Raw genomic sequence first — 18,904 nt, forward strand, 5'->3', positions numbered from 1 at the left:
AATAAATAAAAAACAACTTAATTAACAATGACTTGAAAATAAAAATAATTGAATAATTGAAGTCGGTCGCATTGATCAAAAATAGAAAGTGACAAAATAGTTACAATCTACCTCACTAATTTATTATTCTAAATTAAGTTATTTTTGGCAATAAAAAACCCTTAACCATTGATCAATGGTTAAGGGTTTTGGTTAGCATTTAAAATCGTTAGGTGAGAAGATCCAACAAATCTTGCTCAGAAAATATTTCGATTCCCAGCTCTTGAGCCTTAACTAATTTAGATCCTGCCGCCTCGCCCGCAAACAGCATATCGGTATTTTTTGATACACTACCAGTCACTTTGGCCCCTAAGCTTTGTAAAGCCGCTTTAGCTTCACTGCGTGATAATTGAACCAGAGAGCCCGTCAATACCACTGTTTTTCCAGCCAGTGGCTGTGGCTTTGCAACATCTTGAGGTTCAATATCAGGCCACGTTACGCCTAAGTCTCTTAATTCTTGCACAACACGTTGGTTCTTTTCCTGACTAAAGAAAGCATGCACATGACTCGCCACAATCATTCCTACATCTTGAACTTCAATCAGCTGCTCAATAGAGGCTTGGCTAATTGCTTCCAAAGTACAAAAATGTTGAGCCAGATTCATCGCTGTTGCTTCGCCAACTTCACGGATACCTAGGGCATATAAGAATCGGGCTAAGGTCGTATGCTTAGCGTTAATCAGTGCCTGAGTGATATTTTGAGCCGATTTAGGGCCCATTCTATCTAATACGGTTAACTCACCCGCTCGGAGTTTAAATAAGTCGGCTGGCGTTTCGACCATTTCTCGCTCTACGAGCTGCTCAATAACTTTATCGCCTAAACCGTCTACATCCATTGCTTTACGTGATACAAAGTGCTTTAACGCTTCTTTGCGTTGCGCTTGACACACTAAGCCGCCAGTACAGCGAGCAACCGCTTCGCCCTCGACGCGTTCCACATCAGATTGACAAACTGGACAGTGACTCGGGAAAATTATCGGTTGAGCCTCTTGAGAACGACGTTCCAACACCACGGAAACAATTTGTGGGATAACATCACCAGCACGGCGAATAATTACCGTATCGCCAACCATTACGCCTAATCGCTCGATCTCATCCGCGTTATGTAACGTCGCATTGCTGACCGTCACACCACCAACAAATATCGGTTCTAACTTAGCAACAGGCGTAATGGCTCCGGTTCTTCCTACTTGAAATTCAACCTCATTTAAACGAGTCATTTCCTCTTGAGCAGGGAACTTATAAGCAATCGCCCAGCGAGGAGCACGAGCGACAAATCCTAATTTCTCTTGCAGTGCAATATCATCAACTTTAATCACCACACCATCAATTTCGTAAGGCAAGTCAGCTCGTTTTGCCATAATCGTTTGATAGTAATCTTTAACTTGCTGAGCGTTTTCTACGCGCTGCGTCTCAGGGCTAACCGGAAGCCCCCAGCTTTTTAACTGTAAAAAACGGTCATAATGACTGGTCGATAACTCAGCACCTTCGACCACTCCGACACTATAAGCATAAAATGCTAAAGGGCGCTTAGCCGTAATACGAGAATCAAGTTGACGCAAACTTCCAGCGGCCGCATTACGTGGGTTAACAAACACCTTTTGACCTTTTTTCAATGCTTGAGCGTTCATCTGCTCAAAACCCTCTTTGGGCATAAACACTTCACCTCGAACTTCAATCCTTGAAGGCAATCCAGTTCCAGAGAGTTTGAGAGGGATCGATTTGATGGTACGTACATTTTCAGTGATATTCTCACCTGTCGTACCATCGCCACGAGTCGCAGCTTGAGTTAATCGACCATCCACATACAATAGACTAACTGCTAACCCATCTAATTTAGGCTCACAACAAAAACGAGCATGCTGAGTGGCAGCAACTCGCTCACCGATACGACGAAAGAAGCTATCCAACTCACTATCAGCAAAGGCATTATCTAACGATAACATCGGTCGTTCATGAGTGACTGATTCGAAACTCGATAATGGTGCCCCACCAACACGCTGACTAGGCGAATCTTCACTTACCCATTGTGGATATTGCGCTTCAATTTCTAATAACTCCCGCATCAACCGATCGTATTCAGCATCAGGGATGGTCGGGGCGTCTTCCACGTAATAACGTATCGCATGTTCATTCAGGATTTGCCGTAACTCTTGTAATCTTTGCTCTACGTGTTGCATTGGTATTCTCTCGGATCATGAAAAAAGGCTCCGGTCGGAGCCTTATGAGGTGTTAATTACTGCTGTTTAAGTTTGAACTGTTGAATTTGCTTACGATACTCAGCTAGCCGATTGGGTGTCATCAGGTTACGTGCATCATCCAAAACATTAGCGCCCATATCATCGGCAATTTGTTGAGCCGTTTTAAGCATCAACTTGAAATTCTGCTCAGCGTCACCGTAACAAGGCAAGGTCATAAAGAAAGAGATGCCTTTGGTGGTAAATTCAGCGGGATCATCATGTTTTAATGTCCCCGGCTGTAACATATTAGCCACGCTAAATAACACTTTACCCGTTCCTGATAAATCAGCATGACGATGGTAGATATCCAGCTCACCATACAACAACCCATTTTGCTGAAAGCTGTCAAATAACTTACTACCAACAAAAGGCTCAGCACCTGCACAGTGTACATTAAGCACAATCACCTGCATTTCAGGCTCTTCTTCAGGTGCTTCAGTTTGAGCCGGAGTAATAGATTCAGGTTGCGGTTCAACCATCGACGTTTCGATACGACTTTCTTCTGAAATAGCGTCAGCCTTTAATTTAACGCTCGGTTCTGACGCTGCTGTATCGAGGCCATGACCAAGAACGATTTGTTGTGTTGCATCGCCACTGTCTTGCAAATCATAATCAGCAATTAGAGGGTCAATATCATGACCAGTTAAACCAAAATCAGGCTCTCGACGATCAGGGCGAGTCACTTCGTCAGTTGACGCCAACTTCGCCTCTTTTGCGGCCTTCTTATCTTGATGTTCAACATTGATACGCCCGAGCGGCTTATCGCCGAACTTCGACTTACCTTCTTTTTTACTGGTCCAAAGACCATGAAACAATAAAGCGGCTATCGCTAGCCCGCCAACAATAATGAGTACGAATCGCAATTCCTGCATCTTAAACTCTCAGTGTTTCGGTGTTGATGTTCCGAGCTCTAACGCCTATGTTGAACGTCTGCCAAGGTGGGGTGTATCAAACTATAAGGTTACTTTACCAAAAGTTACCCCTGATTTAGAACAACTTAATGTTAGAAGTTACGTCTACAGGCGCATTTTTATTATTGTAAGCTTCAGTTACACTCTAAATTCTGTTTTTTTGCGTTCATTTCGGAAGAGACCATGCCCACACGCTCTGGATTAGATTATTTTTTTGATGGCGTTCATCTGGCTTTTTCACCAGGCATCCGTCGTTTTACTTTACTTCCTTTGATGATCAACGTGCTACTGATTGGAACGGCTTTGTATTATCTTTTCACCCATCTTAACGATTGGATAGCCCAGTGGCTTGAAGCTCTACCTAGTTTTTTATCTTGGCTATATTATCTGCTTTGGCCATTGCTCACTATCACCATCCTCGGTACCTTTTCCTATTTTTTCAGCACGCTAGCTAATTTTATTGCTTCGCCTTTTCATGGCCTATTGGCCGAAAAAGTCGAGCAAAAAATAACCGGGAAAATCGAAAGCGATCTCAGCTTATTCTCTGTACTCAAGGATACGCCACGCATTCTTCTTCGTGAGGGACAAAAGCTTTTTTACGTTATTCCCCGAGCACTAGGATTATTTCTACTGTTACTTATCCCCGGCTTGGGGCAAACACTGGGGCCCATCGTCTGGTTTTTATTCACCGCTTGGATACTCGCCATCCAATATTGTGATTATTCCTTTGATAACCATAAAGTTGACTTTAAAGTGATGCGAAACCAGTTAAAACAAAAACCAGGTAAAACTTACGGCTTTGGCATGATAGTCGCGCTGTTAACCACGATTCCTGTCGTTAATCTTTTTATTATGCCAATTGCAGTATGCGGAGCCACCGCCATGTGGGTTGGTGAGTTTAAATATTCCCATACCAATCACTCGGCATCTGCCAGCAAGACGATGTCCGCCAAGTAGCTCAGCTATCTAGGTAATGAATCACATCAGTCTATAAGCGAAGAGAATAAAGCCATCTAATAAATCGCTAATAAGTTATAACTTTTTAATCCTTTTACTTTTCTATCGAATCTCTATTCTTGACCAGTATCAACCAATTTGTAGCAACGCATCAACGATTGATCTATGCGTAATAAAGGGACAGCACAATGAGTAAAATTTACGAAGACAACTCTCTGACTATCGGTAACACTCCTCTGGTTCGCCTAAACAAAGTCAGTAACGGCCGTGTGTTAGCCAAAATAGAAGCACGTAACCCAAGCTTCAGTGTTAAATGTCGTATTGGCGCTAACATGATTTGGGAAGCAGAAAAGCAAGGCAAGCTAAAAGAAGGAATTGAGCTAGTCGAGCCAACCAGTGGCAATACTGGCGTCGCTTTGGCCTTTGTGGCTGCAGCCCGTGGTTATAAACTGACCTTAACTATGCCAGAGTCGATGAGTCTTGAGCGTCGTAAACTACTCAAAGCGCTTGGTGCTAACCTTGAATTGACTGAAGCAGCAAAAGGCATGAAAGGCGCTATTGCCAAAGCAGAAGAAATCGTCGCCAGCAACCCAAGTAAATACTTACTGCTTCAGCAATTCGATAACCCAGCCAACCCTGCTATTCACGAAAAAACCACAGGCCCTGAGATCTGGGAAGCCACCGATGGCCAAATTGATGTCTTCGTTGCTGGGGTGGGCACTGGTGGTACTCTCACCGGAACAAGCCGTTATATTAAGGGTGAAAAAGGTAAAGCGATCATTTCTGTTGCCGTAGAACCAGCAGAATCGCCAGTGATCAGCCAAGCTTTGGCAGGAGAAGAAATAAAACCTGCGCCACACAAAATTCAGGGTATTGGAGCAGGTTTTATTCCAGGCAACCTAGATTTAGAACTGATTGACCGTGTAGAAACCGTGACGTCTGATGCAGCCATCGATATGGCTCGCCGCTTAATGGAAGAAGAAGGGATTTTAGCCGGAATATCTTCAGGTGCTGCGGTTGTCGCCGCTAATCGCCTCGCTGAACTTCCTGAATTTGCTGGAAAAACCATTGTCACTGTGCTGCCAAGCTCAGGTGAACGTTACCTAAGTACAGCGCTCTTTGCCGGTATTTTTACTGAGAAAGAAAACCAACAGTAATAGGTGATTAAATCAAATTTTCGTTTAAAAAAGCCCCATACAGGGGCTTTTTTGTTGATCCTTGCCCCACCTTTGGTAATATCGGGATGTTTTATTTCTAGCTTCAAAATAAAGAAGCAGGCAAGATTAAAGTCAAGGCTGATTTTTGGTAAAACTCTACCTCAGCCATTGATTGTTTTAAACTGAAATAAGCGCTACCACGAAAATCCCGTTACTCCGCTAGCAGAAATGGGCAGTTAAGGTTAAGCTTATCTAAGTGAACAACTTACAAAAACTACATTAATTGGGGTATAACACATGTACGAGAAGCAAGTAGAAATCACTGCAGAAAACGGTCTTCATACTCGTCCAGCTGCACAGTTTGTTAAAGAAGCAAAAGCGTTCGATGCAGATATTACTGTCACTTCAAACGGTAAAAGCGCCAGTGCTAAAAGCTTATTTAAACTACAAACCCTTGGCCTAGTTAAAGGCACAGTGGTCTCTATCTCGGCTGAAGGCCCTCAAGCGAAAGAAGCCGTTGACCATCTAGTTGCCCTAATGGACCAACTTCACTAATCGACGCTCTCTATTTTAGATAAAGGTCATTTTGTTTAAACGACAAAGTGGCCTTATTTGAAATATGACCAATAATAAGCTAAATGTTATTGTTGGCACATCGTCCATATTCTCCCGTTTACAGTTGACCAATTTAAGGTAAGGCTATGATTTCAGGCATCCTAGCATCTCCAGGTATTGCTATCGGTAAAGCACTACTACTTCAAGAAGATGAAATAGTCCTAAACACAAACACCATCTCAGACGCAGATGTAGCAGCAGAAATTGAGCGTTTTTACGACGCACGCGCAAAATCATCCGCGCAGCTCACTGTCATTAAACAAAAAGCGCTTGAGACCTTTGGTGAAGAGAAAGAGGCCATCTTCGAAGGCCATATCATGCTACTGGAAGATGAAGAGCTAGAAGACGAAATTTTAGCCCTCATCAAAAATGATAAATTATCAGCAGATAACGCGATTTATACGGTGATTGAAGAGCAAGCCGCTGCCCTTGAATCGCTCGATGATGAATATTTGAAAGAGCGTGCAACGGATATTCGTGATATCGGCACCCGCTTTGTAAAAAATGCATTAGGCATTAATATCGTATCACTCAGTGATATTAATCAAAAAGTTATCTTGGTTGCTTACGATCTAACGCCTTCAGAAACGGCACAAATCAACCTTGATTATGTGCTTGGCTTTGCTTGTGACATTGGTGGCCGCACCTCACATACCTCAATCATGGCACGCTCTCTAGAACTGCCTGCGATTGTTGGTACTAATGACATTACCAAACAAGTAAAAAATGGTGACATGCTGGTCATCGACGCAATTAATAACAAAATTTTTGTTAATCCAACCGAAGCTGAACTTGAGCAAGCCAAACAAGTACAGCGCGACTTCTTTGCTGAAAAAGAAGAACTTGCCAAATTAAAAGATCTTCCAGCACAAACCCTTGATGGGCATAGTGTTGAAGTGTGCGGTAACATTGGTACCGTAAAAGATTGCGATGGCATCATTCGTAACGGCGGAGAAGGTGTTGGTCTGTATCGTACCGAGTTCTTATTTATGGACCGTGACGCCCTTCCGACCGAAGAAGAGCAGTATCAAGCTTATAAACAAGTTGCCGAAGCGATGAAAGGCCAATCGGTCATTATCCGTACCATGGATATTGGTGGTGACAAAGATTTACCTTACATGGATTTACCAAAAGAAATGAACCCATTTTTGGGTTGGCGTGCAATCCGTATTAGCTTAGATCGCCGTGATATTCTGCGCGATCAGTTGCGTGGTATTTTACGTGCATCGGCACACGGCACATTGCGCATCATGTTCCCAATGATCATTTCAGTTGAAGAAATTCGTGAACTGAAAAATGCCATTGAAGAGTACAAAGCTGAGCTACGCAGCGAAGGGCTAGCATTCGACGAAAATATCGAAATTGGTGTGATGGTGGAGACACCAGCAGCAGCAGCGATCGCTCATCATTTAGCGAAAGAAGTGGCCTTCTTCTCGATTGGCACCAACGACTTGACCCAATATACCCTAGCGGTAGACCGCGGTAACGAAATGATTTCTCACTTGTATAACCCATTATCACCAGCGGTTTTAACAGTGATTAAACAAGTGATTGATGCTTCTCACGCTGCAGGAAAATGGACCGGAATGTGTGGTGAGCTTGCAGGAGATGAGCGCGCAACACTACTATTACTGGGTATGGGATTAGATGAATTCTCGATGAGTGGTATTTCTATCCCTAAAGTAAAAAAAGTGATTCGTAACACCAATTTTGCAGAAGTCAAAGCCATGGCAGAACATGCGTTGTCATTACCGACCGCCGCTGAAATTGAAGCGTGTGTAGAAAAATTCATCGCAGAGAAGTGCCAATAAGCCATCAGCCCCCTACAATAGGTGACGATCAGCAAACTCCTTGAAGGATATAAAAATAGTCGTCTATTGTTTGGGATTGGTATACTATACTGGTATAGAATAAATTTGAAACGTTAGGAGCATGACACAATGGGTCTGTTTGACAAACTTAAAAAGCTAGTCTCTGATGACAGCGCTGACGCAAGTGCAATTGAAATTATTGCACCGCTTTCTGGTGAAATTGTAAACATTGAAGATGTGCCAGATGTCGTGTTTGCCGAGAAAATCGTTGGTGATGGTATTGCGATTAAACCTACTGGTAACAAAATGGTTGCTCCAGTAAACGGGACTATCGGTAAAATCTTCGAAACGAATCACGCATTCTCTATTGAATCTGACGATGGCGTTGAGCTGTTTGTTCACTTCGGTATTGATACCGTTGAATTGAAAGGCGAAGGCTTTAAGCGTATCGCTCAGGAAGGCCAATCAGTAAAAGTGGGTGACACAATTATTGAATTCGATCTTGCTTTGCTAGAAGAAAAAGCCAAATCAACACTGACTCCGGTTGTTATCTCTAACATGGATGAGATTAAAGAACTGAGCAAGTTATCAGGTTCTGTGACGGTTGGTGAAACTCCCGTTCTTCGTGTAACTAAATAAGCGATTTATCGCTAACTTACACTCAAGACTTGAAACGAAACGCTGCCATCATGGCAGCGTTTTTGTTTTATCGCTCGCCATCTAACTCACTTACAAACCAAGCGCGTAGCGTAATACCTGCTGCTTAATCGGTCCCGTATACTCCGCTCCTTTCAATAAAGCATTGCGCATTACTTTTAAAGGTAATTTATCGTTACTGAATGTTTTATAAAATACATCCATGCCAGTTTGCATCAATAAGTTATCAGGGCGACGTTGACGCTGATACTGAGCAAAATGCGCTGCAGTGAACAATGAGGCTTCTTTTGTCACCGCTAATAATACTGAGACATCCTTAAAACCGAGATTCACCCCCTGCCCTGCAAGAGGGTTAATCGTGTGCGCGGCATCGCCGACTAAAATACACCCCTGCTTGACATAACACTGAGCATGACGACGAGTTAATGGAAAATGACCATGCTGCAACACCTCAATATCACCAAGCTCTTGTGGAAAATGGTTAAGGATCTCTTCTCTAAGTTGACTTAATGATAAACTCGCCAGTTGCTTAATTCGCTGTGGTGAGTCATACCATACCAATGAAGCCTGATGACCGGTTAACGGTAAAAACGATCGGGGTCCAGAAGGAAAAAACTGTTGCCAAGTAATGTCTTGTTGTGGTTTCTCCGTCACAACATTGATCAACATACAGTGTTGGCGATAATCCCAAGCCGTGATGCCAATTTGCGCCATTTTTCTCACTTGTGACTGAGCGCCATCCGCACCAATAATCCATTGGCTATGCAAAACCTCACCCGATTGCAAAGTGATCGTTTTGAGTTCAGTACTAAAATCAATATGATTGAGTTGATCGGGGCAAAATAGCGTCAGATTTGGATACAGTGCAAACTGCTCCCATAACCCCAATTGAAGGATTCGATTTTCAACCATAAAACCCAGTTGCGCTAATCCTAAAGAGTCACTCGAAAAACGAGTGCGACACTCTGGGTGCTCCCAAGTTTCTAAACGACGATAAGGACAGAGACGCATTTCTGCAATTGCCGACCAAGCGCCTAAGGATTGTAATAAATCAACAGAGGTTTGCGAGATAGCCGAAATACGCACATCCATCGGTTGCTCTGGCGAAAATGGCTGCGGAGCATAGCCTTCGACTAGCGCCACTCGTCGCCCTTGTTTTGCAAAGCCTAAAGCAGCGGCAGCACCGACCATTCCACCACCGACCACAACAACATCAAAATTATTCATGCTTGACCCTTTTGGGTTACTCTCTTTCTGGGTCCATTGTACGGAGTGAGTTTTTTTTTGCGAACATATTTGTCCTAAAACCTTGCATAAAACAGGGTGAAAACCCAGTAACAGCAACGGTTATAATTTATTTCTAACCCTAGTCAGTCACAAACGAAAGCAGTACAATACGCCGCTACCGTCGTGATGGCGGATCCTTATTTGAACAAACTATTGAACGAGCGAAAGTGAGATGAGTAAGAAACTGCTAATTAAAACCTGGGGCTGTCAGATGAACGAATACGATTCATCGAAAATGGCCGATTTGCTCAACGCGGCAAATGGTTATGAGCTAACTGAAGAGCCAGAGGAAGCAGACGTACTTCTACTTAATACCTGTTCAATCCGGGAAAAAGCCCAAGAGAAGGTCTTCCATCAACTCGGGCGTTGGAAAAATCTTAAAGACAAAAAACCAGGTGTCGTGATTGGTGTGGGCGGCTGTGTAGCAACCCAAGAAGGCGATCATATTCGTGAGCGCGCCCCGTTTGTTGATGTGATTTTTGGCCCGCAAACCTTGCACCGCTTGCCTGAAATGATCAAGCAATCACAATCGACTGATGCACCAGTGATGGATATCTCTTTCCCTGAAATCGAGAAATTCGATCGCTTACCTGAACCTAAAGCAGAAGGCCCTACCGCTTTTGTCTCCATCATGGAAGGCTGCTCAAAATATTGTACTTACTGCGTCGTACCTTATACGCGTGGCGAGGAAGTGAGCCGTCCAATGGATGATGTGTTATATGAAATAGCACAATTGGCCGATCAAGGCGTGCGTGAAGTCAACCTACTAGGGCAAAACGTCAATGCTTATCGTGGACCAATGCACGATGGGACCATCTGCTCATTTGCTGAATTATTGCGTTTAGTGGCTTCAATCGATGGTATTGACCGTATTCGCTTTACGACCAGTCACCCGCTAGAATTTACTGATGACATCATCGCGGTATACGAAGATACGCCGGAGCTAGTAAGCTTCCTGCATCTTCCTGTACAAAGTGGCAGTGATCGCATCTTAACCATGATGAAGCGCCCACACACGGCGATCGAATATAAATCGATCATCCGTAAGCTGCGTAAAGCTCGTCCGGACATTCAAATCAGCTCTGACTTTATTGTTGGTTTCCCTGGCGAATCGGATAATGATTTCCAAGCCACGATGAAACTGATCAGAGACGTTGATTTTGATATGAGCTTTAGCTTTATTTTCTCACCTCGCCCGGGTACGCCAGCCGCCGATTATCCTTGTGATGTATCGGAAGAGACGAAAAAAGAGCGCCTATATGAACTTCAGCAACAAATTAATAGCCAAGCGATGCGCTATTCTCGTTTGATGCTTGATACTGAACAGCGTATTTTAGTCGAAGGTCCATCAAAGAAAAACTTGATGGAACTGCGCGGACGCACTGAGAATAACCGTGTCGTCAACTTTGAAGGCTCACCCGATCTGATTGGTCAATTCGTTGATGTGAAGATTGTTGATGTCTTCTCCAACTCCCTACGTGGTGAACTGATCCGTACTGAGTCGGAAATGAACCTACGCGTTGTTATTTCACCTTCACAAATGATGGCAAAAACGCGCCGAGAAGATGCCTTAGGCGTTGCTTCTTTCACGCCATAATATGGGGTAAGTCCCCTCATAATGATGTGTGAGGAAGATTGACGCTTTTGGTCACAACATTCCATGAGTAGCCGGTCAACATCGGCTACTTATTCATGATTTATTGAGAGGCCAATTTGAGCAATAAAATCGTTACTTTAGAGATCACTCTCGAACCTTCCGACAACCGCCGCTTAGCCAGCTTATGCGGTCCTTTTGATGATAATATTAAACATATTGAGCGTCGCCTCGGTGTCGAAATCAACCACCGTAGCAATTTCTTTACCATTGTCGGCAAGCCTCATACTGCCGCAGCCGCCTTAGAAATCATCAAAACGTTATACGTAGACACTGCCCCTTTGCAAGGCAATATTACTGATATTGAGCCAGAGCGTATTCATCTTGCGATTAAAGAAGCAGGCGTACTCGAACAAAATCACGAATCTGCCATCGCTTATGGCAAAGAAGTGTTCATTAAAACCAAAAAAGGCGTCATTAAACCGCGTACACCAAACCAAGCTCAGTATTTAGTGAATATGGTCACCCATGACATTACCTTTGGGATTGGTCCAGCGGGTACGGGAAAAACCTATTTGGCGGTTGCCGCAGCGGTTGATGCCCTAGAACGACAAGAAGTGCGACGCATCCTTCTCACCCGTCCAGCGGTAGAAGCGGGGGAAAAACTGGGCTTTTTACCCGGCGATTTAAGTCAAAAAGTTGATCCCTACTTACGTCCACTCTATGACGCTCTGTTTGAAATGCTCGGTTTTGAACGCGTTGAAAAACTCATTGAGCGTAATGTTATCGAAGTCGCGCCACTGGCTTACATGCGTGGACGCACGCTAAATGATGCATTCATCATCCTTGATGAAAGCCAGAACACCACCGTGGAACAGATGAAAATGTTCCTGACCCGCATCGGTTTTAACTCACGCGCAGTGATCACCGGTGACGTAACACAAATAGATTTACCCCGTGGTGCTCGCTCTGGACTACGCCATGCGATTGAAGTACTCAATGAGGTTGATGAAATTAGCTTTAACTTTTTCTTAGCTGACGATGTGGTTCGTCACCCAGTCGTTGCTCGCATCGTTAATGCTTATGAAAAATGGGAAGCTGAAGATCAAAAACAACGTAAAATCAATGAACAACGTCGTCGTGAAGAACGTGAACACACGAATATGACGCCGGCAGCAACATCGAACATCGAGGAATCTCATTAGTGATGTCTATCGAATTAGACTTACAAATTGCCGTTGAAGATGAGCAAGGTCTCCCTAGCTTTGATGATTTTTTAACGTGGTTTAGCGCCGCAGTAACGCCTTTTCAATCTCAAGCCGAAGTCACCATTCGTATTGTTGATCAAGCGGAGAGTCATCAGCTAAATTTAAACTACCGTGGCAAAGATAAACCGACGAATGTGCTATCTTTTCCATTTGAAGCCCCAGCGGAAATTGAGCTGGATCTACTGGGTGATTTAGTCATTTGTCGACAAGTCGTTGAGCAAGAAGCGCTTGAACAAGAGAAATCTTTGATGGCTCATTGGGCGCATATGGTTGTACATGGCACTCTTCATCTGCTAGGTTATGACCATATTGATGATCAAGAAGCGGACGAGATGGAAGCCCTTGAGACAGAAATCATGCAAAACATGGGCTTTGATGACCCATATTTAGCGGAGAAAAACTAAGCCAATACGCCCCATTAACTCAGCGCTGTAGGTTAACCATTGTTATTAAGGTAACAACCACTGCACCGCTTGGTTAGTCGGGAACCGATTGCGTATAAGCTTACATGTGAGCTATCACACATCTGATAGCGTTACCAATAAGAGAAATAATGAACGACGATAACTCGCCCTATTCGACCGAAGGAAAAAAAGAAAAATCTGAAGGTCCGAGTAGAAAGTCCTTCTTTGAACGCCTAGGTCAACTGTTTCAAACGGATCCTAAAGACCGTCAAGACTTGGTTGATGTGATCAGAGACTCAGAAATCAATGACCTTATCGATCACGACACACGCGACATGCTTGAAGGCGTGATGGAAATTGCGGAAATGAGAGTACGGGATATCATGATCCCCCGCTCACAGATGGTGACCGTTGAACGCACCCATGATATGGATACGCTGATTGCGATCATTACCGATGCTCAACACTCCCGCTATCCTGTTATCAGTGAAGATAAAGACCATGTCGAAGGCATACTTCTTGCGAAGGACTTACTCAAATACTTAGGCTCAAGCAGCGCCCCATTTAATATCGAAGAAGTCATTCGACCTGCCGTGGTGGTCCCTGAGAGTAAACGCGTTGATCGCCTATTAAAAGAGTTCCGTGAGGAACGTTATCATATGGCGATTGTCGTAGATGAGTTTGGCGGTGTATCCGGCCTAGTCACGATTGAAGATATTCTCGAAGAAATTGTCGGAGATATCGAGGATGAATTCGATGATGAAGAGCAACTGGATATTCGTAAATTAAGTAAACATACCTACGCCGTGAAAGCGTTAACGACCATAGAATCGTTTAACGAAACGTTTGGTACTTCGTTTAGCGATGAAGAAGTCGATACGGTTGGCGGTTTGGTGATGACGGCCTTTGGCCATTTACCTTCTCGTGGAGAGGTGATTGATATCGGCGGCTATAACTTTAAAGTCACTGCCGCTGACAGTCGAAGAGTCGTCCAACTGCAAGTCACCATCCCTGATTTACAAGCCCTTCCAGAGACTATGGAAGAGTAGCTGGTTATCGAGAACCGCCAGTCACAGTGATTATCGAATCACTACCATTGAACCTTGACGCGAATCATCAACATAACGCTGACGATTCGCGTCAAACTTAAAGGTAACGATGCTGACTCAGGCTATCTCTGCCCGAATCACTTAATGAGAGCATGACTGGATGAAAGATGTTATTTCACGCCGCTTACAGCCTATCTTGGCTGTTTTTTTTGGCGCGCTGACCACATTAGCCTTTGCCCCTTATCAAATCTGGCCGATCGCCATTCTCAGCCCTTTGGCTTTATTGCTACTTATTGAGAAGAAAGCGCCCAAACAAGCGGCACTGCTCGGTTATAGCTGGGGACTTGGCCAATTTGGTGTTGGGATCAGTTGGGTATACGTCAGTATTGATACTTTCGGAGGCATGCCGAAAATTGCTGGCTTGCTGCTGATGTTGTTACTTGTTGCCTATCTCGCCCTGTATAACGGCCTATTTGCTTGGGCTCTTAATCGTTTTTTCTCAACCACTCATTGGTCACGTTTTCTCTTCTCCGTTCCCGCCCTGTGGCTGATCAGTGATTGGTTACGCGGCTGGGTAATGACCGGATTCCCCTGGCTATGGCTTGGCTATAGCCAGATCGACGGACCGTTGGCCTCTTTCGCTCCTCTGGCGGGTGTTGAGCTATTAACATTATTACTGATGATCTGTGCTGGTTCATGCGCTTATGCTTGGCAAAACAAAGCTTGGCGCTACTTACTGCTGCCTCTCAGTATTTTCATCATCGGTTTCGCACTTCGTTCGGTTCAATGGGTAATACCGCAACCAGAACGAGCCACTAGCGTAGCGATTATCCAAGGTAATGTGGAACAATCTTTAAAATGGCACCCCAACCAACGCTGGCCAACTATCATGAAATATACCGATTTGAGCCGTGAAAATTGGGATGCCGATATTATTATTTGGCCAGAGGCCGCCATCCCTGCTTTTGAAGTAGAAATTGGGTCATTTCTCAGCAATTTAGATTCCGCCGCACGAATGAACCAGAGCGCGGTCATCACCGGTATCTTAAATCATGATCAACAGGGGCATTATTTTAATAGTATTTTAGCGTTAGGTGAGACGGAACATGCAGAGTATCGCTACGATGTGACGCAACGCTATCATAAACATCACTTGTTACCGTTTGGTGAGTTTGTACCCTTTGAAGCGTGGCTAAGACCACTGGCACCCTTGTTTAATCTACCGATGTCTTCGTTTAGTCGGGGAGATTATATTCAACCGAATATCATCGCTAAAGGATTCGCCTTAGCCCCCGCGCTGTGTTACGAAATCATCTTTAATGAACAACTTCGTGTCAATGTCACCGAACAAACCGATTTTTTGCTGACCTTATCGAATGACGCTTGGTTTGGTCACTCGATTGGCCCATTACAGCACATGGAAATTGCCCGTATGCGCGCCTTAGAACTTGGTAAGCCTCTGATTCGTTCAACAAATAACGGAGTCACCGCGATCACCGATCATTATGGCCGAATCACGCATCAAATCCCGCAATTCGAAACGGCAGTGTTAAGAGCCGAGATCATTCCGACTCGTGGACAGACGCCCTATCATCGACTAGGGAGCTGGCCACTCTATTTATGGGTTATTGCTAGCCTTACCATAGGGCTGGTCACGATTCGCCGATCTTAAATCGGCAATAACACTCGATCTATCCTCAAGCGCCATCCATATCGCGCTTGGGGTTCGACCTCTTGATTTTTGCTAAGGCTGCAAAGGCTGACGGCTAAATAATTTATGGCCGCAGCGCAGACAAGGGACAATTTCTGTTGGGTGATTGTACTCAACCTTATGATTGCAACTTTCGCAAACTAAGATCCCCAAGCCAATCATTTCCCCTGCTTGATAAACACCTTGGTGCTCAAGATCTTGAAATAGCTCCACCCACTCCACTTTAGTTTTATCCGTAATATCCAGCAGCCCTTGCCAGATAGAATTGGCAATCATTAAATAAAATGGCCCCGTTTTACTCTGCTCATACTGTTCAGAAAAAGCTTTTAGATCAGCCCTAACATAAGCTGAAATGAGGGCTAATTCATCTTGAGTCAAGTCATTCGCCGCTGCCACAACCTTACCCGATGTGTCTAAAATATGTTCTAACTCTTCTGGGCTTTGTTTCAACGTTTCGAGCACTTCTTCTACTAACGCCTCATAACCTGCTTTCTGTTTTCGCATAAGTCACCTCGTTCAGTCGGATTGGCTATTGTTGTGCTGTGCTGCTTTAGGTATTCTATGTTGATCTATTAGTACCTGTTCGAACCGAACTCACAAATTCCAAGATAACCGGATGTCATCGATGCAAGATCAATATAACCCGCAAGATATTGAACAGAAAGTTCAACAGCACTGGGACAACAATAAAACCTTTGTTGTAAGTGAAGACCCAAATAAAGAAAAATTCTACTGTCTTTCGATGTTTCCTTATCCAAGCGGTCGACTGCACATGGGCCACGTACGTAACTACACGATTGGTGACGTCGTTTCTCGCTTCCAACGTTTACAAGGTAAAAACGTCATGCAACCGATTGGTTGGGATGCGTTTGGCTTACCGGCCGAGAATGCTGCAGTTAAAAATAAAACAGCGCCAGCACCATGGACTTACGAAAATATCCAATACATGAAAAACCAGCTCAAATTACTGGGCTTTGGTTATGACTGGAGCCGTGAATTCGCTACCTGCCGTCCTGAATACTACCGTTGGGAACAAGAGTTTTTCACCAAACTGTACGAAAAAGGGTTGGTTTATAAGAAAACCTCCTCAGTAAACTGGTGTCCTAATGACCAGACCGTACTCGCTAACGAACAAGTGGAAGATGGCTGCTGCTGGCGTTGTGATACGCCTGTTGAGCAAAAAGAGATCCCACAGTGGTTTATTAAGATCACCGCTTACGCGCAAGAATTGCTTGATGATTTAGATAACCTTGACGGCTGGCCAGAAATGGTTAAAACCATGCAACGCAATTGGATCGGCCGCTCTGAAGGGGTAGAACTGAGCTTCCAAGTTAAAGATCAGGCGCAAGATCTTGAAGTCTATACCACTCGCCCAGACACGCTGATGGGGGTTACCTATGTAGGTATTGCTGCCGCGCACCCGCTAGCGGTTCAAGCCGCTGCCAATAATCCGCAACTGGCGGCCTTTATTGAAGAGTGTAAAAACACCAAAGTTGCCGAAGCCGAACTCGCGACAATGGAGAAAAAAGGCATGGCGACAGGTCTGACGGCTATCCATCCTTTAAATGGCCGAGAAGTACCTATCTATGTCGCGAACTTCGTGCTAATGCACTACGGGACTGGCGCGGTAATGGCGGTTCCGGCACACGACCAACGCGATTACGAATTTGCCACCAAATACGGCTTAGATATTATTCCGGTGATTAAGCCTGAAGATGGCAGCGAGTTAGATATCAGCCAGCAAGCTTATACAGAAAAAGGCGTACTGTTTGATTCTGGTGAATTCGATGGCCTAACTTTCCAAGCGGCTTTTGATGCCATTTCAGCAAAACTCGAAGCGCTAGGTAAAGGTAAAAAGACCGTTAACTTCCGTCTACGTGACTGGGGCGTTTCTCGTCAGCGCTACTGGGGTGCCCCCATCCCAATGGTCACCACTGAAGATGGTCAAGTTCATCCCGTTCCTGCCGATCAATTACCAGTGATCCTGCCTGAAGATGTCACTATGGATGGTGTAACCAGTCCGATTAAAGCCGATAAAACATGGGCTGAAACGACATTCAATGGTCAACCTGCACTACGTGAAACCGATACTTTTGATACCTTTATGGAATCGTCTTGGTATTACGCACGTTACTGCTCACCACAAGCAGACGATATTTTAGACCCAGCTAAAGCCAACTACTGGCTACCGGTTGATCAATACATCGGTGGTATTGAACACGCTTGTATGCATCTGCTCTACTCACGCTTTTTCCATAAACTATTGCGTGATGCTGGTTATGTCACCTCCGACGAGCCATTCAAACAATTGCTTTGCCAAGGCATGGTATTAGCTGACGCTTTCTATCATAGCAATGAGAAAGGCACTAAAGAGTGGATTTCTCCTACCGACGTTAAAGTGGAACGTGATGGGAAAGGTCGCATTATATCAGCGGTTGATCATCAAGGTCGTCAAGTTGAACACTCAGGCATGATCAAAATGTCTAAGTCAAAAAATAACGGTATTGACCCACAAGAGATGGTTGATAAATACGGTGCGGATACAGTACGTTTATTTATGATGTTCGCTTCGCCTGCCGATATGACATTGGAGTGGCAAGAGTCTGGTGTTGAAGGAGCGAACCGCTTCCTAAGACGGGTATGGAAGCTCGTCGCTGAACATACCGCTAAAGGCGCTGCCGTTGCAGTACAAAGCGATATCTTAAATGCCGACCAAAAAGCGCTGCGTCGCGATGTGCATAAAACCATTGCTAAAGTGACTGATGATATTGCTCGTCGTCAAACCTTTAACACGGCGATTGCTGCGATCATGGAGCTGATGAATAAGCTCACTAAAGCGCCACAAGAGTCTGAACAAGACCGAGCTATTTTGGATGAAGCGGCAAAAGCCATCACCTTAATGCTTTACCCTATCGCGCCACACATCTGTTTTGAAATGTGGCAAGCACTCGGCGAAGCCGATATTGACCAAGCGACGTGGCCGACTTACGACGAAACCGCATTAGTTGAAGATCAGAAACTGGTTGTCTTGCAAGTGAATGGTAAATTACGTGGTAAATTGACTGTTGCCGCTGACGCAACGAAAGAGCAGGTTGAAGCGCTTGGCCTACAAGATGAAAACGTACAGAAATTTACTGATGGTTTAACCATTCGTAAAGTCATTTATGTACCGGGCAAACTGCTCAACATCGTGGCGAACTAATCG

The 18,904-nt window shown here is 44.5% G+C and carries 15 protein-coding genes; 11 read left to right on the forward strand and 4 right to left on the reverse strand.

Annotated elements, in window-relative coordinates:
• Positions 1 to 208 precede the first annotated feature (208 nt).
• Positions 209 to 2,218, reverse strand: coding sequence for an NAD-dependent DNA ligase LigA (ligA, locus tag FKN93_RS11330; RefSeq protein WP_170905124.1), 2,010 nt, complete (start codon positions 2,216 to 2,218; stop codon positions 209 to 211).
• Positions 2,219 to 2,274: 56 nt separating this feature from the next.
• Positions 2,275 to 3,150 (reverse strand): cell division protein ZipA, encoded by an 876-nt coding sequence (gene zipA / locus FKN93_RS11335; RefSeq protein ID WP_170905125.1) that lies wholly within the window; start codon positions 3,148 to 3,150, stop codon positions 2,275 to 2,277.
• 222 nt (positions 3,151 to 3,372) lie between these two features.
• Between zipA and cysZ the strand changes: the two genes are divergently transcribed.
• The 5 genes from cysZ to crr all read left to right on the forward strand — a co-directional run bounded on the left by cysZ (position 3,373) and on the right by crr (position 8,368).
• The gene (gene cysZ / locus FKN93_RS11340; RefSeq protein ID WP_170905126.1) at positions 3,373 to 4,146 is read left to right on the forward strand and encodes a sulfate transporter CysZ; all 774 of its coding nucleotides are present in this window, start codon (positions 3,373 to 3,375) and stop codon (positions 4,144 to 4,146) included.
• Positions 4,147 to 4,334: 188 nt separating this feature from the next.
• Positions 4,335 to 5,303, forward strand: a complete 969-nt coding sequence (gene cysK / locus FKN93_RS11345) for a cysteine synthase A (protein ID WP_170905127.1) — start codon at positions 4,335 to 4,337, stop codon at positions 5,301 to 5,303.
• Positions 5,304 to 5,600: 297 nt separating this feature from the next.
• Positions 5,601 to 5,858, forward strand: a complete 258-nt coding sequence (locus FKN93_RS11350; RefSeq protein WP_004395710.1) for an HPr family phosphocarrier protein — start codon at positions 5,601 to 5,603, stop codon at positions 5,856 to 5,858.
• A gap of 146 nt (positions 5,859 to 6,004) precedes the next feature.
• Positions 6,005 to 7,729, forward strand: a complete 1,725-nt coding sequence (gene ptsI, locus FKN93_RS11355) for a phosphoenolpyruvate-protein phosphotransferase PtsI (protein ID WP_004395711.1) — start codon at positions 6,005 to 6,007, stop codon at positions 7,727 to 7,729.
• Between the two features lie 129 nt (positions 7,730 to 7,858).
• Positions 7,859 to 8,368 (forward strand): PTS glucose transporter subunit IIA, encoded by a 510-nt coding sequence (crr, locus tag FKN93_RS11360; RefSeq protein WP_004395712.1) that lies wholly within the window; start codon positions 7,859 to 7,861, stop codon positions 8,366 to 8,368.
• 90 nt (positions 8,369 to 8,458) lie between these two features.
• Here the strand turns inward: crr and FKN93_RS11365 are convergent, their stop codons facing one another.
• A complete protein-coding gene (locus tag FKN93_RS11365) occupies positions 8,459 to 9,613 on the reverse strand; it encodes a 2-octaprenyl-3-methyl-6-methoxy-1,4-benzoquinol hydroxylase (RefSeq protein WP_170905128.1) in 1,155 nt (384 codons plus the stop codon).
• A 232-nt stretch (positions 9,614 to 9,845) separates the two neighbouring features.
• On the opposite strand from FKN93_RS11365, the gene miaB reads away from it, so the two are divergent.
• From miaB to lnt, 5 genes are all read left to right on the forward strand, one after another.
• Entirely contained in the window at positions 9,846 to 11,270 is a 1,425-nt protein-coding gene (gene miaB / locus FKN93_RS11370) for a tRNA (N6-isopentenyl adenosine(37)-C2)-methylthiotransferase MiaB (protein ID WP_154168748.1), read from the forward strand.
• 116 nt (positions 11,271 to 11,386) lie between these two features.
• The gene (locus tag FKN93_RS11375; protein WP_158144125.1) at positions 11,387 to 12,472 is read left to right on the forward strand and encodes a PhoH family protein; all 1,086 of its coding nucleotides are present in this window, start codon (positions 11,387 to 11,389) and stop codon (positions 12,470 to 12,472) included.
• A gap of 2 nt (positions 12,473 to 12,474) precedes the next feature.
• Entirely contained in the window at positions 12,475 to 12,939 is a 465-nt protein-coding gene (ybeY, locus tag FKN93_RS11380; protein ID WP_170905129.1) for an rRNA maturation RNase YbeY, read from the forward strand.
• 149 nt (positions 12,940 to 13,088) lie between these two features.
• Positions 13,089 to 13,988 carry a CNNM family magnesium/cobalt transport protein CorC gene (gene corC / locus FKN93_RS11385; RefSeq protein WP_004395717.1) on the forward strand — a complete coding sequence of 300 codons (900 nt, stop codon included), beginning with the start codon at positions 13,089 to 13,091 and terminating at the stop codon, positions 13,986 to 13,988.
• 160 nt (positions 13,989 to 14,148) lie between these two features.
• Positions 14,149 to 15,660 carry an apolipoprotein N-acyltransferase gene (gene lnt / locus FKN93_RS11390; protein ID WP_170905130.1) on the forward strand — a complete coding sequence of 504 codons (1,512 nt, stop codon included), beginning with the start codon at positions 14,149 to 14,151 and terminating at the stop codon, positions 15,658 to 15,660.
• Positions 15,661 to 15,732: 72 nt separating this feature from the next.
• On the opposite strand, the gene FKN93_RS11395 is transcribed toward lnt, so the two are convergent.
• On the reverse strand, positions 15,733 to 16,203 hold the full coding sequence (locus tag FKN93_RS11395; protein ID WP_170905131.1) for a zinc ribbon-containing protein: 471 nt from the start codon (positions 16,201 to 16,203) through the stop codon (positions 15,733 to 15,735).
• Between the two features lie 121 nt (positions 16,204 to 16,324).
• Here FKN93_RS11395 and leuS point away from each other — a divergent pair, with 121 nt between their 5' ends.
• On the forward strand, positions 16,325 to 18,901 hold the full coding sequence (gene leuS, locus FKN93_RS11400) for a leucine--tRNA ligase (protein ID WP_170905137.1): 2,577 nt from the start codon (positions 16,325 to 16,327) through the stop codon (positions 18,899 to 18,901).
• The last annotated feature ends 3 nt before the right edge of the window (positions 18,902 to 18,904 follow it).

It is taken from the genome of Vibrio sp. A8-1 (assembly GCF_013048685.1).
In the GTDB taxonomy this organism is placed as follows: Bacteria; Pseudomonadota; Gammaproteobacteria; order Enterobacterales; family Vibrionaceae; genus Vibrio; species Vibrio metschnikovii.

What these genes read in the sequence shown, in the direction of transcription:
- ligA (WP_170905124.1), bottom strand. Translation starts at nt 2,218, where the DNA reads ATGCAACACGTAGAGCAAAGATTACAAGAGTTACGGCAAATCCTGAAT.
- zipA (WP_170905125.1), bottom strand. Translation starts at nt 3,150, where the DNA reads ATGCAGGAATTGCGATTCGTACTCATTATTGTTGGCGGGCTAGCGATA.
- cysZ (WP_170905126.1), top strand. Translation starts at nt 3,373, where the DNA reads ATGCCCACACGCTCTGGATTAGATTATTTTTTTGATGGCGTTCATCTG.
- cysK (WP_170905127.1), top strand. Translation starts at nt 4,335, where the DNA reads ATGAGTAAAATTTACGAAGACAACTCTCTGACTATCGGTAACACTCCT.
- FKN93_RS11350 (WP_004395710.1), top strand. Translation starts at nt 5,601, where the DNA reads ATGTACGAGAAGCAAGTAGAAATCACTGCAGAAAACGGTCTTCATACT.
- ptsI (WP_004395711.1), top strand. Translation starts at nt 6,005, where the DNA reads ATGATTTCAGGCATCCTAGCATCTCCAGGTATTGCTATCGGTAAAGCA.
- crr (WP_004395712.1), top strand. Translation starts at nt 7,859, where the DNA reads ATGGGTCTGTTTGACAAACTTAAAAAGCTAGTCTCTGATGACAGCGCT.
- FKN93_RS11365 (WP_170905128.1), bottom strand. Translation starts at nt 9,613, where the DNA reads ATGAATAATTTTGATGTTGTTGTGGTCGGTGGTGGAATGGTCGGTGCT.
- miaB (WP_154168748.1), top strand. Translation starts at nt 9,846, where the DNA reads ATGAGTAAGAAACTGCTAATTAAAACCTGGGGCTGTCAGATGAACGAA.
- ybeY (WP_170905129.1), top strand. Translation starts at nt 12,475, where the DNA reads ATGTCTATCGAATTAGACTTACAAATTGCCGTTGAAGATGAGCAAGGT.
- corC (WP_004395717.1), top strand. Translation starts at nt 13,089, where the DNA reads ATGAACGACGATAACTCGCCCTATTCGACCGAAGGAAAAAAAGAAAAA.
- lnt (WP_170905130.1), top strand. Translation starts at nt 14,149, where the DNA reads ATGAAAGATGTTATTTCACGCCGCTTACAGCCTATCTTGGCTGTTTTT.
- FKN93_RS11395 (WP_170905131.1), bottom strand. Translation starts at nt 16,203, where the DNA reads ATGCGAAAACAGAAAGCAGGTTATGAGGCGTTAGTAGAAGAAGTGCTC.
- leuS (WP_170905137.1), top strand. Translation starts at nt 16,325, where the DNA reads ATGCAAGATCAATATAACCCGCAAGATATTGAACAGAAAGTTCAACAG.